Annotated in this window: 18 protein-coding genes; 9 read left to right on the top strand and 9 right to left on the bottom strand. The window is 69.4% G+C overall.

All coding sequences use genetic code 11. The features are described from left to right. The 4 genes from lexA to VGD44_RS04580 all read right to left on the bottom strand — a co-directional run. The coding region (lexA, locus tag VGD44_RS04565; RefSeq protein WP_331084332.1) for a transcriptional repressor LexA at positions 1-578 on the bottom strand (578 nt) is incomplete at its 3' end. A 122-nt stretch (positions 579-700) separates the two neighbouring features. Further along, a complete protein-coding gene (gene trpC / locus VGD44_RS04570; protein WP_331084334.1) occupies positions 701-1477 on the bottom strand; it encodes an indole-3-glycerol phosphate synthase TrpC in 777 nt (258 codons plus the stop codon). After that, positions 1474-2502, bottom strand: a complete 1029-nt coding sequence (gene trpD / locus VGD44_RS04575) for an anthranilate phosphoribosyltransferase (RefSeq protein ID WP_331084336.1) — start codon at positions 2500-2502, stop codon at positions 1474-1476. The genes trpC and trpD overlap by 4 nt, the downstream gene beginning before the upstream one ends. Before the next feature lie 19 nt (positions 2503-2521). Next, the gene (locus VGD44_RS04580) at positions 2522-3112 is read right to left on the bottom strand and encodes an aminodeoxychorismate/anthranilate synthase component II (protein WP_331084338.1); all 591 of its coding nucleotides are present in this window, start codon (positions 3110-3112) and stop codon (positions 2522-2524) included. A 57-nt stretch (positions 3113-3169) separates the two neighbouring features. Between VGD44_RS04580 and VGD44_RS04585 the strand changes: the two genes are divergently transcribed. From VGD44_RS04585 to VGD44_RS04595, 3 genes are all read left to right on the top strand, one after another. After that, positions 3170-3367 carry a hypothetical protein gene (locus VGD44_RS04585; RefSeq protein WP_331084340.1) on the top strand — a complete coding sequence of 66 codons (198 nt, stop codon included), beginning with the start codon at positions 3170-3172 and terminating at the stop codon, positions 3365-3367. Positions 3368-3470: 103 nt separating this feature from the next. Beyond that, positions 3471-4898: a Gfo/Idh/MocA family oxidoreductase gene (locus VGD44_RS04590; RefSeq protein ID WP_331084342.1), complete on the top strand. Its 1428-nt coding sequence runs from the start codon at positions 3471-3473 to the stop codon at positions 4896-4898. Further along, the gene (locus VGD44_RS04595) at positions 4895-5668 is read left to right on the top strand and encodes a DUF1080 domain-containing protein (RefSeq protein ID WP_331084343.1); all 774 of its coding nucleotides are present in this window, start codon (positions 4895-4897) and stop codon (positions 5666-5668) included. Before VGD44_RS04590 ends, VGD44_RS04595 begins: the two co-directional genes overlap by 4 nt. Here the strand turns inward: VGD44_RS04595 and trpE are convergent. Further along, positions 5665-7197 carry an anthranilate synthase component I gene (gene trpE / locus VGD44_RS04600; protein ID WP_331084345.1) on the bottom strand — a complete coding sequence of 511 codons (1533 nt, stop codon included), beginning with the start codon at positions 7195-7197 and terminating at the stop codon, positions 5665-5667. The genes VGD44_RS04595 and trpE overlap by 4 nt on opposite strands. Continuing rightward, positions 7194-9122 carry a peptidylprolyl isomerase gene (locus tag VGD44_RS04605; RefSeq protein WP_331084347.1) on the bottom strand — a complete coding sequence of 643 codons (1929 nt, stop codon included), beginning with the start codon at positions 9120-9122 and terminating at the stop codon, positions 7194-7196. The genes trpE and VGD44_RS04605 overlap by 4 nt, the downstream gene beginning before the upstream one ends. 137 nt (positions 9123-9259) lie before the next feature. Here VGD44_RS04605 and tpiA point away from each other — a divergent pair, with 137 nt between their 5' ends. Next, positions 9260-10003, top strand: coding sequence for a triose-phosphate isomerase (tpiA, locus tag VGD44_RS04610; RefSeq protein ID WP_331084349.1), 744 nt, complete (start codon positions 9260-9262; stop codon positions 10001-10003). Here tpiA and VGD44_RS04615 read toward each other — a convergent pair. Continuing rightward, positions 10000-10413, bottom strand: coding sequence for a VOC family protein (locus VGD44_RS04615; RefSeq protein ID WP_331084351.1), 414 nt, complete (start codon positions 10411-10413; stop codon positions 10000-10002). The two genes, tpiA and VGD44_RS04615, sit on opposite strands and share 4 nt — an antisense overlap. Before the next feature lie 25 nt (positions 10414-10438). Beyond that, positions 10439-10975 (bottom strand): GNAT family N-acetyltransferase, encoded by a 537-nt coding sequence (locus tag VGD44_RS04620; RefSeq protein ID WP_331084353.1) that lies wholly within the window; start codon positions 10973-10975, stop codon positions 10439-10441. Between the two features lie 141 nt (positions 10976-11116). Here VGD44_RS04620 and secG point away from each other — a divergent pair, with 141 nt between their 5' ends. The 4 genes from secG to VGD44_RS04640 all read left to right on the top strand — a co-directional run bounded on the left by secG (position 11117) and on the right by VGD44_RS04640 (position 14011). Continuing rightward, a complete protein-coding gene (secG, locus tag VGD44_RS04625) occupies positions 11117-11575 on the top strand; it encodes a preprotein translocase subunit SecG (RefSeq protein ID WP_331084355.1) in 459 nt (152 codons plus the stop codon). A gap of 63 nt (positions 11576-11638) precedes the next feature. Next, positions 11639-13276: a CTP synthase gene (locus tag VGD44_RS04630; RefSeq protein WP_331084357.1), complete on the top strand. Its 1638-nt coding sequence runs from the start codon at positions 11639-11641 to the stop codon at positions 13274-13276. A 43-nt stretch (positions 13277-13319) separates the two neighbouring features. Next, entirely contained in the window at positions 13320-13640 is a 321-nt protein-coding gene (locus tag VGD44_RS04635; protein WP_331084359.1) for an MmcQ/YjbR family DNA-binding protein, read from the top strand. After that, complete coding sequence (locus VGD44_RS04640) at positions 13637-14011, top strand: MmcQ/YjbR family DNA-binding protein (RefSeq protein ID WP_331084361.1); 375 nt, start codon at positions 13637-13639, stop codon at positions 14009-14011. Before VGD44_RS04635 ends, VGD44_RS04640 begins: the two co-directional genes overlap by 4 nt. Here the strand turns inward: VGD44_RS04640 and VGD44_RS04645 are convergent. Next, a complete protein-coding gene (locus VGD44_RS04645) occupies positions 14008-14415 on the bottom strand; it encodes an MAPEG family protein (protein ID WP_331084363.1) in 408 nt (135 codons plus the stop codon). The two genes, VGD44_RS04640 and VGD44_RS04645, sit on opposite strands and share 4 nt — an antisense overlap. Before the next feature lie 140 nt (positions 14416-14555). On the opposite strand from VGD44_RS04645, the gene rpmF reads away from it, so the two are divergent. Further along, positions 14556-14630: 50S ribosomal protein L32 (gene rpmF / locus VGD44_RS26485; protein ID WP_414694613.1), on the top strand; the 75-nt coding region annotated here is incomplete at its 3' end.

Here is a 14630-nt window from a genome sequence, read left to right on the forward strand (position 1 = left end):
CCCTTCTTCCGCAACCGCTTCAGGGTCGCTTCTTCCCCGTCGACCAGGGCCACGACGATGTCGCCCGAGACGGCGCTGTCGGTGCGGCGGATGACCACGAAGTCGCCGTCGAGGATGCCCGCGTTGATCATCGAGTCGCCCGAAATCTCGAGCACGAAGTGCTCGCCGGCGCCCAAGATCGTCTCTGGGACGGGGATGCGGTCGCGCTCCTGCTGGATCGCCTCGATCGGAGTGCCGGCGGCGATGCGGCCCAGGATCGGCAGGTCGCGGCTGTCGTTGGCGGCGGCCGGCATGGCCGCGCCGGCCTCGACCAGCTGGGGCTTGAACGGCGCCCGGCCCTTGGGCGGCGCGGCGGCGGTGGCCTGCTGCGGCAGCTTCACCACCTCCAGCGCCCGGGCCCTGTGGGGCAGGCGTCGCAGGAACCCGCGCTCCTCCAGGGCGGTGATCAGCCGGTGAATGCCGGACTTCGACGCGAGGTCCAGGGCTTCCTTCATCTCGTCGAAGGACGGCGAGACGCCGGACTCTTTGATCCGCTCGTGGATGAACATGAGCAATTCATGTTGCTTGCGGGTAAGCATCTCGGGACCTCGCAGAACAAACCGCCAACTTCTGTGGATGTTCTCTAGGTGTTCCGCGTTAATGTCAAGTTACACCCGCAGTCCTTGAAAGATTTGAACAAAATGTGGGTTGGGGCCCCGACTCAGCCCAGCAGGACGCGAGTCGCCGCGGCGACGTCGGCCTGACGCATCAGGCTCTCGCCGACCAGCATGGCGCGGGCCCCGGAACGCTCCAGCCGGGCGGCGTCGGCGGCGGTGAAGATGCCGCTCTCGGTGACCAGGAGCGCGTCCGGCGGCGCGGCGACGGCGAGGCGCTCGGTGATCGCGAGGTCCACAGTGAAGGTGCGCAGGTCGCGGTTGTTGACGCCCACGAGGTCGGCGCCCAAGCGGCCGGCGCGGTCCATCTCGGCCTCGTCGTGGACCTCGACCAGGGCGTCCATGCCGAGGCGGGCGGCCTCGGACATCAGCTCAGCGGCGAGGGTGTCGTCGACCATCGCCAGGATCACCAGGATGGCGTCGGCGCCCAGCGCGCGGCTCTCGGCCACCTGCCAGGGATCGACCAGGAACTCCTTGCGGATGCACGGCAGCGAAACCGCGTCGCGGGCCGCCGTGAGGTAACTGTCGGCGCCCTGGAAACTGGGCGCATCGGTGAGCACCGACAGGCACGACGCGCCGCCGGCTTCGTAGGCGCGGGCGAGCGCTGGCGGATTGAAGTCGGCGCGGATCAGGCCCTTGGACGGGGAGGCCTTCTTGATCTCGGCGATGAGGGCTAGGCGCCCCGGCGCGTGGTCGCGCGCCAGGGCGGCGCGGAAGCCGCGGGGCGGGGAGGCGTCGGCGGTGGAGACGGTCGCGCGGGCGGCCTTCCGCTCGGCCACTTCCTCGCGCTTGTAGGCGGCGATCTTCTCGAGGATGTCGCTCATTGCTCGTCCAGCGAGCGCGGGGCGATCTCGACCAGCTTGTCGAGCGCGGCCTGGGCGCGGCCGTCATCGATGACCCGGCCCGCCAGCTCGACGCCCTCGCGCAGGGTCTCCACGACCTCGCCCACCAGGAACGACGCGGCGGCGTTCAGGAGCACGATGTCGCGATATGGGCCCGGCTTGCCCTTCAGCAGGTCGCGGAGCGCCTCGGCGTTCTCGGCGGGCGTGCCGCCGGTGAGCTCGGCCAGGGCCGCGCGCGGCAGGCCCACGGCCTCGGGCGTGACGGTGAAGAGCCGGACCTGGCCCTCGCGGTACTCGGCCACGCTGGTCTCGCCCGTGGTGGACATCTCGTCCATCCCGCCACCGTGGACGACCCACGCGCGCTCGGACCCCAGAGCGCCCAGCACCTGGGCGAGCGGCGCCACCCAGCGCTCGGCGAAGACGCCCACGACCTGGCGCTTGGCCCCCGCCGGGTTGGTGAGCGGCCCCAGCAGGTTGAAGATGGTCCGGAAGCCCAGCTCGGCGCGGATCGGCGAGACATGGCGCATGGCGCCGTGGTGCGACTGGGCGAACAGGAAGCAGATGCCGGCCTCGTCCAGGGCGCGGAGCTGGCGCTCAGGCCCGGCGTCGATCGCCACGCCCAGTTCGGAGAGCACGTCGGCGCCGCCCGACTTGGACGAGAGCGCCCGGTTGCCGTGCTTGGCCACCTTCAGCCCGCCGCCCGCCGCCACGAAGCCGACCGCGGTGGAGATGTTGAGCGTGTGCAGGCCATCGCCGCCGGTCCCGCAGACGTCGATGGTGGGGTAGGGCGGGTCGATGTGGATCGCCGCCCTGCGCATGGCCCGGGCGCACGCGGTGATCTCGCCCATGGTCTCGCCGCGCATGCGCATGGCCGTCAGGGCCGCGCCCACCTGGGCCGGCGTGGGTTCGCCGCGCAGGCAGGCGGCGAAGAACTCGCCGGCGTCGTCTTCCGACAGCGTGCCGCCGTCGGCGAGGCGCATCAGGAGGGGCTTGAAGGCGGCGGACATCGGCGGCGGCTCTGGCGGATCAGATCTGCGCGAGGCGCTTCACGCCGGCGAGGTCGAGGAAGTTGCCGAGCAGCTCGTGGCCGCACTCGGTGGCGATGCTCTCGGGATGGAACTGCACCCCGTGGATCGGGCGCGTCGTGTGCTGGATGCCCATGATCTCACCGTCCTCGGTGCGGGCGGTGACCTCGAGAACCTGCGGCAGAACGTCCTTTTCGACCGAAAGGCTATGGTAGCGGGTCGCCGTGAAAGGGTTCTTCAAGCCTTTGAAGACACCCGTGTCGGTGTGATGGATGAGACTGGTTTTCCCGTGCATCAGCGCGCGGGCGCGGACGACCTCGCCGCCGAACGCCTGGCCGATCGCCTGGTGGCCCAGGCAGACGCCGAGGATTGGCAGGGATTCCGGCGCCTCGCCGATGAGCTGGAGGCAGATGCCGGCTTCGTTGGGGGTGCATGGGCCGGGGCTCAGCAGAACCGCCTCGGGACGCAGACCCAGCGCCTCGTCGACGGTGATCGCATCATTGCGGTGGACAACCGTCTGCGCCCCCAACTCGTTCAGATAGTGGACGAGGTTGTAGGTGAAGCTGTCGTAGTTATCGACGACGAGGATCATGGCGGTTCCATAGGCTTTGCCGCGCGGCGCGCCAAGCGGGATGCTGACGACATGTCGATGCGCGATTCGGCTCTCGACCCACAGCAGGTGGCGCGCGCCAGGGCGCTGCTCAAGGCCCCCGTGCGTCGCGATCCGATGTGGCCGGCGCTGCTGGCCGCCACAGCGCTGGCGGTCACGTCGGTCGTGTTCGCCACGGTGATGGTGCTCGCCCCGCCGGTGCAGACGGAACACACGGCGCAGGGCGCGCCGGAATAACCTGGCCCCGGTAGGCGCTCCCGAAGCGCCGACAACGCCCTTCCCGCCTTGCCAGCCGACGCGACGCCGGGCCAGATGGGGCCAAAGGGAGGCCGTTCTGCAAATGCGTGTAATCGATTTAGATCAGCGCCGGCCGCTGTCGCGCCGGGCGATCCTGGGCGCGTCGGCCTGGGCCGCGGCGGGCGTGATGGCGGGGCCGGTGCTGGCCCAGCCGCGCAAGCTGGCGCCCAGTGACAGGGTCAACGTCGCGATCATCGGGGCCGGCGGGCAGGGCGCCTCGAACGCCGGCAAGCTGCTCGGACAGAACATCGTGGCCACCGCCGACGTCGACTACGCCCAGGTGCTGCGCACGCTGTCGAAGAACGGCCAGATCCGGCCCGAGCGCGAGACCCTGAAAGCGGCCTACGACAAGGCCGAACGGCACACCGACTACCGGCGGATGCTGGACGCGCGGAAGGACATCGACGCCGTCGTCATCGCCACGCCAGACCATCACCACGCGCTGGCCGCGCGGATGGCCATGGAGCGCGGCATCCATGTCTACGTCCAGAAGCCGCTCACCTACACGATCGAGGAAGGCCGCAAGCTCGGCGAGCTGGCGAAGAAGGACCCCAAGCTGGTCACCCAGATGGGTTCGCAGGGGCACTCGGGCGACGACGGCCGCCGGGTGGTCGAGCTGATCCGCGCCGGCGTGATCGGACAGGTGCGCGAGGTGCACGTCTGGACCAACCGGCCGGTCTGGCCGCAGGGCGTGAACCGCCCCGAGGCGCAGCCTGTGCCGTCCAGCCTGGACTGGGACGCATGGAAGGGACCGGCCGACGTCGACTGGGGCTATCACCCCGACTATGCGCACTTCAACTGGCGGGGCTGGGTGCCGTTCGGATGCGGCGCGCTGGGCGACATGGGGGCCCACCTGCTGGACTTCCCGATCTGGGCGCTGAACCCCGGGCCGCCGACCAAGGTCGAGACGCGCCACACGCGCTGGCCGGGCCACGCGAGCCTGTGGGAGAGCAAGCAGCCGGAACAGCTGTCGGGCTTCCCGCTGGCCAGCGTCACCCACTACGAGTTTGGCAACGCGAAGGGCAGGCCGCTGCAGCTCACCTGGTACGACGGCGGGCTGATGCCCGAGACGCCGGACCTGTTCCCCAAGGACCTGAAGGTCAATCCGGAGGGCGGCGTGCTGTTCGTGGGGAGCAAGGGGATGCTCGTGCACGAGACCTATGGCGAGAAGCCGGTGCTGATCGGCCGCGGCGTGCAGGAGGCGGCCGCCAAGGTCCCGCAGAGCCTGCCGCGCATCCAGGGCGGCATCCAGGGCCACGAGATGAACTGGATCCGCGCGATCCGCGGCGAGGAGCCGGTGTCGTGCCCGTTCGATTACGCCGTGCCCTTGAACGAGGCGATGATGCTGGGGGTCGTGGCCCTGAAGGCCGAGCAGCCGATCCATTGGGACGCCGCGGCTGGCCGGGTCACCAACGTGGATTCGGCCAACGCCTATCTGACGCGGAAGTACCGCGCGGGATGGGAGCTATGAGCCGGTACGGACTGGCCGCCGGCGCGGCGGCGCTGCTCCTGGTCGGCGGCGCTTGCGCCCAGGAGATCGGAAACCCGAAGGACACCGAGCAGTGGGATCCCAAGCCGGCCGTGGTGACTCCGGGCGCAACCGACGCGGCGGCGCCCTCGGACGCCATCGTGCTGTTCGACGGCAAGAACCTCGACCAATGGGTGGCCACTCGCGACAAGGGCCCGGCGAAATGGACCGTGGCCGACGGCGTGATCACCGTGAACAAGCTCGGCGGCAACATCGAGACGAAGCGGACGTTCCGGAACTACCAGCTGCACCTGGAGTGGCGTGTGCCGGCCGGAACTACAGGCTCGGGGCAGGCGCGGGGCAACAGCGGCGTGTTCCTGGCCGCCACGGGCAACGGCGACAGCGGCTACGAGATCCAGATCCTGGATAGCTACCAGAACGAGACCTACGTGAACGGTCAGGCGGCCAGCATCTACAAGCAGAACCCGCCGCTCGCGAACGCCATGCGCAAGCCGGGCGAGTGGCAGACCTACGACGTCATCTGGACGGCGCCGGTGTTCGACGCGGCCGGCAAGGTGACCTCGCCGGCGCGGGTCACTGCGATCCACAACGGCGTGGTGGTGCAGAACAACTTCGTGCTGGCCGGCGAGACCGTCTACATCGGCAAGCCGAAGTACACGGCGCACGGGGCCTCGCCGATCAAGCTGCAGGCCCACGGCGACCCCAGCCCGCCGATCAGCTTCCGGAACATCTGGGTGCGGGAGCTGCCCTAGACGAACCGCCAGCTTTCCTCGGCGGCGCGGCGGAGGGCTCGGGCCTTGTGCAGGGTCTCGTCGTATTCGGCGTCGGGGTCGGAGTCGGCCACGACGCCGCCGCCGGCCTGGACGTACATGACGTTGTCCTTGAAGAGGGCGGTGCGGAGCACGATGCAGGTGTCGACCGAGCCGTCCGAGCCGAAGTAGCCGACGGCGCCGGCATACCCGATCCCGCGCTTCTCGATCTCGAGCTCGTCGATGATCTCCATGGCCCGCACCTTGGGCGCGCCCGAGAGCGTGCCGGCGGGCAGGGCCGCCATCACCACGTCCACGGGATCCAGGCCGTCCGGCGCGTCGCCCTCGACGTTGGAGACCAGGTGCATCACGTGGCTGTAGCGCTCGACGAAGAAGCTCGCGGTGACGCGCACGCGGGGCGCGCGGGTGGCCTGCGGGGGTTCATTGGCGCCGGCCTGCTTCAGCATGGCGACGCGACCCACATCGTTGCGGCCGAGGTCGAGCAGCATGAGGTGCTCGGCCCGCTCCTTGGGGTCGGCGATCAGCTCTTCCTCGAGGCGGCGGTCCTCCTCAGGCGTGGCGCCGCGGGGGCGGGTGCCGGCGAGCGGGCGGATGGTGATCTTGCCGTCGCGCAGGCGGACGAGGATCTCCGGGCTTGAGCCGGCCAGATGGAAGTCGCCGAAGTCGAGGAAGAACAGGAACGGCGAGGGGTTGGTCCGCCGCAGGGAGCGATAGAGGGCGAACGGGTCGCGCTCGAAGGGCGCGCGCAAGCGGTGGCTGGGCACCACCTGGAAGATGTCGCCGGCGCGGATGTAACCCTTGGCCTTCTCCACGATCTCCCGATAGGCCTCGCGGCTGACCGGGGTGGTGAACCGATCGGGTTCGGGCTTCGCGTCGCCCCTCAGCGGTGGCGCAGGTTTGCGGAAATCGGCGGCCACCGCGTCCAGCCGTGCCTGGGCGGCGCTGTAGGCGTCCTGCGCCGACGAGCCATCCGGGCGAACGGGCGTGACCAGCAGGATCTCCTGGGCGATGGCGTCGAAGATCGCGACGATCGACGGTCGCGCCAGTACGCCGTCAGGCAGGCCCAGCGGGTCGGGGTTGATGTCGGGCAGCTTCTCGACCAGCCGGATGGTGTCGTAGCCCAGGGCGCCGAAGACGCCGGCGGCCATGGGCGGCAGGCCCGTCGGCAACTCGATGCGCGAGGCGGCCAGCAGGTCGCGCAGGCTGTCCAGCGCGCCGCCGTTCTGGGCGGTGAAGCGGCCCGCGTGGATGTCATCGCCCGTGGCGATCTCGGCCTGGTCGCCGCGGCAGCGCCAGACGAGGTCCGGGTGGAGCGTGATGATCGAGTAGCGCGCGCGGAAGGCGCCGCCCTCCACCGACTCGAAGAGGAAGGCGTACGGCTTGCCGTGGCCGATCTTCAGGAACGCCGAGACCGGGGTCTCGAGATCGTCGACGAGGCGCGTCCAGACGACCTGGGGGGCGCCGCCGTCGTAGGTCGATCGAAAGGCCTCGAACGGCGGCTCCGGCGTCACTTCTTCTTCTCCACGAGGCCGGCCTTGCCCTTCTCGGCGAGGGGCTCGAAGCCCAGGGCCTCGCGGGCGCGGGCCTGATTGACCTTGGTCTTCAGCTTGGTGCGCGCGTAGGCCTGAGCGCTCTCGCCCATCTCGCGGTACAGCACCTGGGTGAGTTCGCCGCGGCTCATCTCGGCGAGGCGGCCGGCGGTCGGACCGCCCGCCATGCGCACGTTGTCCACGCGGCCGATGACGATGCCGCCGGGGGCGCCTGCGGTCCAGACTTCGCCCGGACGCGCCGACAGCGCGCGGCCCAGCACTTCGCGGCCGAGCGCCTGATGGGCGCCGGCGGTCTGGCGGGTCAGGCCGGCCACGCGGCTGATGGCCAGGCCCGCCGAGGCGGCGACGGCGTCGAAGGTTTCGCCCTTGCGGACGCGCTCGGTCAGGCCGGCGGCCTTGGCTTCGAGGGCGCGGACGATCTCGCGCTGCATCCAGAACTGGACGGCCTGCGGACGGACCTCGTCGAGCGTCCGCACGCGGGACGGGATGACCCGGTCGACCTTCACCGCGAAGTAGGCCCCGTCGCCCAGGTCGGTGATGTCGCTCTCGGCGCCGGACGCCTGGGCGAACGCGGTCTCGAGAATCTTGGGCGGCAGGCCCTGGAGCTGGCGACCCTGCAGGTCCTGCCCCTGGGCGGTGATCGGCCCCAGGCTGGTGAGCGGTACGCCGGCCTTCTTGGCCGCGTCGGCGAGGCTGGCGCCGCCCTGATGGGCGTCCTCGAAGGTCTGGGTCTGGGCGTAAACCTTCTCGGCCACCAGGTCCTTGCGGATCTCGGCCTCGAGCATCGGACGGGCCTCTTCGAGCGAGACGTCGCGTCCGGCGTTGATGGCGTTGACCTGCACCACGGCCAGGCCCAGGTCGCCCTGGACGGCGGCGGCCTGGCCCTGCGGCATGCGGAACGCGGCCTGGCCGATCTTGCGGTCGGCGATGGCGGTGAGCGGCTTGTTCTCGAACACGACGGCGTCGACGCCCACCGACTTCGCCACGACGGCCGGAGCCTCGCCGCGACCCAGGCGCGCGATGACCTGCTGGGCGGCGGCCTGGTCCTTGACCGGAATCTGCACGACGGTGCGGGTCTCGGGCGTCGAGAGCGTGTCCTTGCGGAACTGGTAGCGCTTCTGCAGCTCAGCCGGGTCGATCGGGGCGTCGGCGCCCTGCACGCTTGCCGGTGTGAACAGGGCCACCGTCAGTACGCGCATCTCCGGCACCGTCAGGCGGGCCTTGTTCTCGTTGATCACGGCCTGCAGCTGCGCATCGGTCGGCGCGGCGGGCTGCGGCACGCTGTTCGGCGCGAGCGTTACATAGGCCAGGTCGCGGGACTCGAGCGCGTAGATCGCCGCCAGCGCGCCGTACGAGCGCGGGGCGGCCAGGCCGTTCTGGAGCGCCACCGCCCAGTGCTGTGTCGCCATCTGGTCGCGCAGGACGGCGTCGAACATCTCAGGCGTCATGTTGTTTTCGGCCAGGCGCTGCTGGAAGGTCTTCTTGTCGAACTTGCCGGTGATCGGGTCGAAGAAGGCCTGCACCTCCTGGATCTGGTCCAGCACCAGCTTGTCGCCGGGACGGATGCCCATCTTGGCCAGGACCTCGGAGAAGGCCTCGCGGGTGGCCACGCCGTTCAGGACGGTCGTATCGAGGTTATTCTGCTCGGCGAGCTCGTTGGTGACGGTCTGGCCCGTCTCCTGCTCGATGCGCTTCTTGTAGTTGTCGAACTCCCGCCGGAACTCGAGCGGGCTGATCGTGCGCGAGCCCGCCTTGATCACGTAGTCGCCGGCGACGAGCGAGGGCCCGCCCTGGTTCACGCCCCAGCCCACGAAGCTGATCGCCAGGATGCCGAGCAGGATCCTGGCGGGCCAGGACTTGGCGAAGTTGCGGATGGCGGCGAGCATTCGGGTCCTTTCCCCGCAATCGAGCATGGCGGGCTAGCGGGCCGGTATAGTGGAGGGCGGTTCCGTCGGGCAAGCGCGTGACAGCGGGCGCGGCATGGCTTAACCGCGCGCTCTCTGGACAAGAGCAAGGGATTGGGATGACCGCGCCGCAGCCGCTGATCGCCGGGAACTGGAAGATGAACGGCCTCGCCGCCTCTCTGGATGAGGCTCGGGCCGTGGCGGCCGGCGTGGCAGGCTCTGCAGCGCGGGTCGCGATCTGCCCGCCCGCGACCCTGATCCATCGGATGAGCGAGGCCCTGGCGGGGACAACCGTGCTGGTCGGCGGTCAGGACGGCCATGCCGAGGCTTCAGGCGCCTTCACCGGTGACGTGGCGGCCGAGCAACTGGCCGACGCCGGCGCGAAGCTGGTGATCCTGGGCCACTCCGAGCGCCGGGCCGGATATCGCGAGACCGACGCGCTGGTGGCCGCGAAGGTGAAGGCGGCGCTCAGGGCCGGGCTCGAGCCCATTGTCTGCGTCGGCGAGACCATCGACGAGCGCAAGGCGGGTAGGGCGCTGGAGGTCGTGACCGGGCAGGTGAGGGGCTCGCTGCCCGCCGAACTGGCCGGGACCACCTTCTCCGTGGCCTACGAACCGGTGTGGGCGATCGGCACAGGGCTGACGCCCACTACGCCCGAGATCGAGGAGGTCCACCGCGCGATCCGCGCGACGCTGGTCGAGAAGTTCGGCGAGGCCGGCAAGTCCGTGCCGATACTTTACGGCGGCTCGGTGAAGCCGGCCAACGCGGCCGAGATCCTGCATGCCGACGAAGTGGGCGGAGCGCTCGTGGGCGGCGCCTCGTTGAAGGCTGCGGACTTCCTGGGGATCATCCGAGCGCTCTAGGCGCTCGGCCCCTTGAGCTCGACGGTGTTGCCTTCGGGGTCGCGGATATAGAAGGACAGGCCGTCGCCGTCGGCGCCGTAGCGCTGGCCTTCGTCGACGATCTCGACGCCGTGGGCGGCCAGGTGGGCGCGGATGGCGGCCTCGTCGAACGGGCGGACCTGCAGGGCGAAGTGGTCGAGGTTGCGGCCCTCCACGCCCGGCGCCGCGCCGCCAAGCTTCCCGAGAGGACCGTCCAGCGTGATGAGGTCGATCATCTGCGGGCCGGCGCGGATGTGGGTGAGGCCCACGTGCGGTTGCTCCTTGTCGACCGAGAGGCCCAGCACGTGGCAGTAGAAGGCCAGCATGCGCGCCTTGTCCTGCACGCGCAGGACGATGTGGTCGAAGCCGTGGATGGCGATGGGATTGCTCATGTCGCCTGAGATAGGCGCGGGCGGGTCAGAGCAGAAGGCCGAAGACGCGGCAGTCGCGCCGCTCGCCATCCTTCAGGATGTGGCCGCGCAACAGGCCTTCCTCGGTGAAGCCCAGCTTCTGGAGCAGCCGCTCCGAGCGGCGGTTGCCCAGGTGGGTGCGTGCCGTGAGCTTGCGCAGGCCGTTGGCGGCGGCGAAGGCCACCACCGTGCGCATGGCTTCCAGCGCATAGCCCTGGCCCCAGGCGTCGCGGCCCAGCATGAAGCCCACTTCGGCGCGGCGGTGCCAGCCGTCGATCTCGGAGAGGTCGCACGCGCCCAGGAACGCACCGGTGTCGAGCGTCCGCATCGCCCAGTGGAGCGCCTTGCCGCCGGCCATGGCGTCCACCTGGCTCTGGACGATCTGAGCGACGAGGTCGGGATCGTCGACCTCCGGAACATCCCAGAAGGCCATCACCTCGGGATCGCCCATGATCGCGAAAAGATGGTCGGCGTCCGGGGGGGCCAGCGGCTCCAGCCGCAGCCGCTCGGTCTCCAGGATCGGAAGCCGTTGGAAGTCGAACATGCACCCAGCCCTCGCACCCATTGCGCCCCGGGTGCGACGCACTAGCTATGGCGTTGCGGCGGGCTCGGTGATAGAGCGCGCGCTTCATTTCCGCCGGGTGTGGCGCGCGAAACCCACCCTGGCGCACGGAAAGACCGAAGAATGCTGCTGAACCTGCTGCTGGTGATCGAGGTCATCGTCGCCCTGTTCCTCGTGATCGTGGTGCTGCTGCAGCGCTCCGAGGGCGGCGGCCTGGTCAGCGGCGGCACGGGCTCGCTGATGTCGGTGCGCGGCGCCGGCGATCTGCTCACCCGCACCACCTGGATTCTCGGCACCATCTTCTTCGTGCTCGGCCTGCTCCTGACGATCGTCGCGGGCCGCGAGCGCGGCTCGGCCTCGGTTGTCGATCGCCTGAAGGTCAACGCCATCAATCCGGCCGAGCTGAACCGCCAGGTCCCGCAGCCGCCGGCGGGCACGGCCCAGCCCGGTCCCGCGGGCGGCGCGCCGGCGCCGCTGCAGGCTCCCGCGCCCACTATCAACAGCCCGTTCGGCTCGCTGCCGGCGGCCGAACCCGCGCCAGCTGCTCCGGCCCCGACGCCCGCCCAACCGGCGAAGAAGTAAGGCTGGGGATAGCGACGAATCGCTCGGGGAAACGTGACCGAATCACCGCTAATCTGAACGCTCATGGCCCGGTACATCTTCATCACCGGCGGCGTGGTCTCCTCCCTGGGTAAAGGTCTCGCGTCCGCAGCGCTCGGCGCCCTTTTGCAGGCGCGGGGCTACAAGGTCCGCCTCCGTAAGCTCGACCCCTATCTGAACGTAGACCCGGGGACGATGAGCCCCACCCAGCACGGCGAGGTGTTCGTCACCGACGACGGCGCCGAGACCGACCTGGACCTCGGGCACTACGAGCGGTTCACGGGCGTCAATGCGACGCGCGCCGACAACATCACCACCGGCCAGATCTACAAGAAGATCATCGAGAAGGAGCGCCGCGGCGATTACCTGGGGGCCACCGTACAGGTGATCCCCCACGTCACCGGCGAGATCAAAGACTTCGTGCTGAGCGACCCTGGCGAAGGCGTGGACTTCGTCCTCGTCGAGGTGGGTGGCACGGTCGGCGACATCGAGGGCCTGCCGTTCTTCGAGGCCATCCGCCAGTTGGGCCAGGAGCTGCCGCGCGGCCACGCCTGCTTCATCCACCTGACCTTGCTGCCGTACATCAAGACCGCCGGCGAGATGAAGACGAAACCGACGCAGCACTCGGTGAAGGAGCTGCGCTCGATCGGCATCCAGCCCGACATCCTGCTGTGCCGCTGCGAGATGGAAATCCCCGAAGGGGAACGGAAGAAGCTGGCGCTGTTCTGCAACGTGCGCCCCAGCGCCGTGATCCAGGCGATGGACAGCGAGAACATCTACGCCGTGCCGCTGGACTACCACGCACAAGGCCTGGACACCGAGGTGCTGGACGTGTTCGGAATGCGCGATGCCCCGGCGCCCGACCTGTCTCGCTGGGAGGACATCTCCCATCGCCTGAGCCACCCTGACGGCGAGGTGAACATCGCCATCGTCGGCAAGTACACGGCGCTGACCGACGCCTACAAATCGCTGATCGAGGCCTTGGTGCACGGCGGCGTCGCCAACAATGTGCGGGTCAAGTTCGACTGGATCGAAGGCGAGGTCTTCGAGAAGGAAGAGGCGGTCATCGCCGAGCGGCTGAACAAGATGCACGGCGTTCTGGTGCCGGGCGCGTTCGGCGAGCGCGGCTCCGAGGGCATGATCCGATCCGTGCAGTTCGCGCGCGAGCACGAGGTGCCGTACTTCGGCATCTGCTTCGGTATGCAGATGGCGATGATCGAGGCGGCGCGGAACCTGGCCGGCATCAAGCAGGCCTCGTCCACCGAGTTCGGGCCGACGTCCGAGCCGATCGTCGGCCTGATGACGGAGTGGGTGCGCGGCAACGAGAAGGAAGTACGCTCCGAGGGCGGCGAACTCGGCGGCACCATGCGCTGCGGGGCCTACGAGGCGGTGCTGGCGCCGGGCAGCCGGGTCGCGGAGATTTATGGCTCGGCCAGCATCTCCGAGCGCCACCGCCACCGCTACGAGGTGAACATCGCCTACCGCGACTCCATCGAGAAGACGGGCCTGAAGTTCACCGGCCTGTCGCCGGACGGCGTGCTGCCCGAGCTGTGCGAGCGGTCTGACCACCCGTGGTTCGTGGGCGTGCAGTTCCACCCGGAGCTGAAGAGCCGCCCCTTCGACCCGCACCCGCTGTTCAAGAGCTTCATCGGCGCGGCGAAGGAACGGAGCCGGCTGGTTTAGGCGGGCGTTGTCGCACCGCACGGGGCTTGGATATGGTCGGCGCATGCTGACCCGCGAGGACATCCGCAAGGCCGCGCTGGCGATGCCCGAGGCCTACGAGGCGGCGCATTTCGAGACCAGCTCGTTCCGGGTGAACAAGAAGATCTTCTGCGTCATCCATGAGGACCGGCCGCGGGCGGTGCTGAAGCTCGATCCCGAGGACCAGCACAACCTCGCCGACGGCGACGCCATCCAGCCGGTCGAGGGCAGCTGGGGCCGCAGGGGCTGGACCTACCTCTACTACGAGCGGTTGGCGCGCGATCGTTTCGACCAGCTGCTGCGGCTGGCCTGGGCGACCGTGGCCCCGAAACGGCTGCTGAAGTGAGCACCGAGGCCGAGGTGCGGCGGCTCGCTCTGGGCTTACCGGAAGCCTATGAGGATCTGCATCGGGGCAAGCCGACGTTCCGTGTGAACAAGCGCATCTTCTGCATGTTGCGTGCGCCGGAGCGGCGACCCCGGTCGGGCGCCGGCATGTTTGCGGCCCTCGAAGCGGATCGCCCGGTCGCGCTGTTGAAGCTGGAGCGCGAGGACCAGCTGAACCTGATCGCGGGCTATCCCGGGGCGGTCACGCCCGCGGAGTACGCCCACCATGGCTGGACGCACGTCTGGCTGGACGCGACCGACGAGGTCACGCTGGCCCTGGTGATCCGGCTGGCTTGGGTCTGCGTCGCGCCCAAGCGGCTGTCGAAGGCCTAGACGAAGAACAGCACCCAGAAGGCCAGCAGCACGAAGTTTGACAGCGCGTAGGCGAAGAGCCGGTGGATGACCTTGTTGTAGCTGAGGTGGATGGCCGAGTGGACGGCGCGCAGGCCGACATAGGTCCAGGCGAGCGCCAGCGCCGTCAGATCGACGCGGCCGGCGACGTAGTACATCAGCCCCGCCACATAGAAGAGCATCGGCAGCTCGAGTAGGTTCATGAAGTTGCGGTTGGTCACCGCCACGTCGCCCGGCACGCGGGCCGATTCGCCGAGCTTGAAGTCGTCGGGCGTCACCTTGCCGGCAAACACGGCGCGGAAGCGCGTTGCCGGGATGAATCCCAGGACGATAAAGGTCAAAAGCGCCATTGCGCCCATCGGCGCGAAGACGAGTTCCTGCGACATGACGGCCCCTCGCTATCGCTTGACGGCGTAAGCTAGCGCAGGCGGCTTGATCGCGCGCGGGGTTTCATGCATAAGCCCGCGCTCACGTGGCGGCCCCAGTTTGGCCGCCGCTCTCGTTTTCACGCCGTAGAGACACTCCGATGGCTGTTCCTAAAAGAAAAACTTCGCCGTCGCGGCGGAACATGCGTCGTTCGCACCACGCGCTCGGCCCCAAC

This window comes from Phenylobacterium sp. (assembly GCF_036402295.1).
GTDB lineage: Bacteria > Pseudomonadota > Alphaproteobacteria > Caulobacterales > Caulobacteraceae > Phenylobacterium.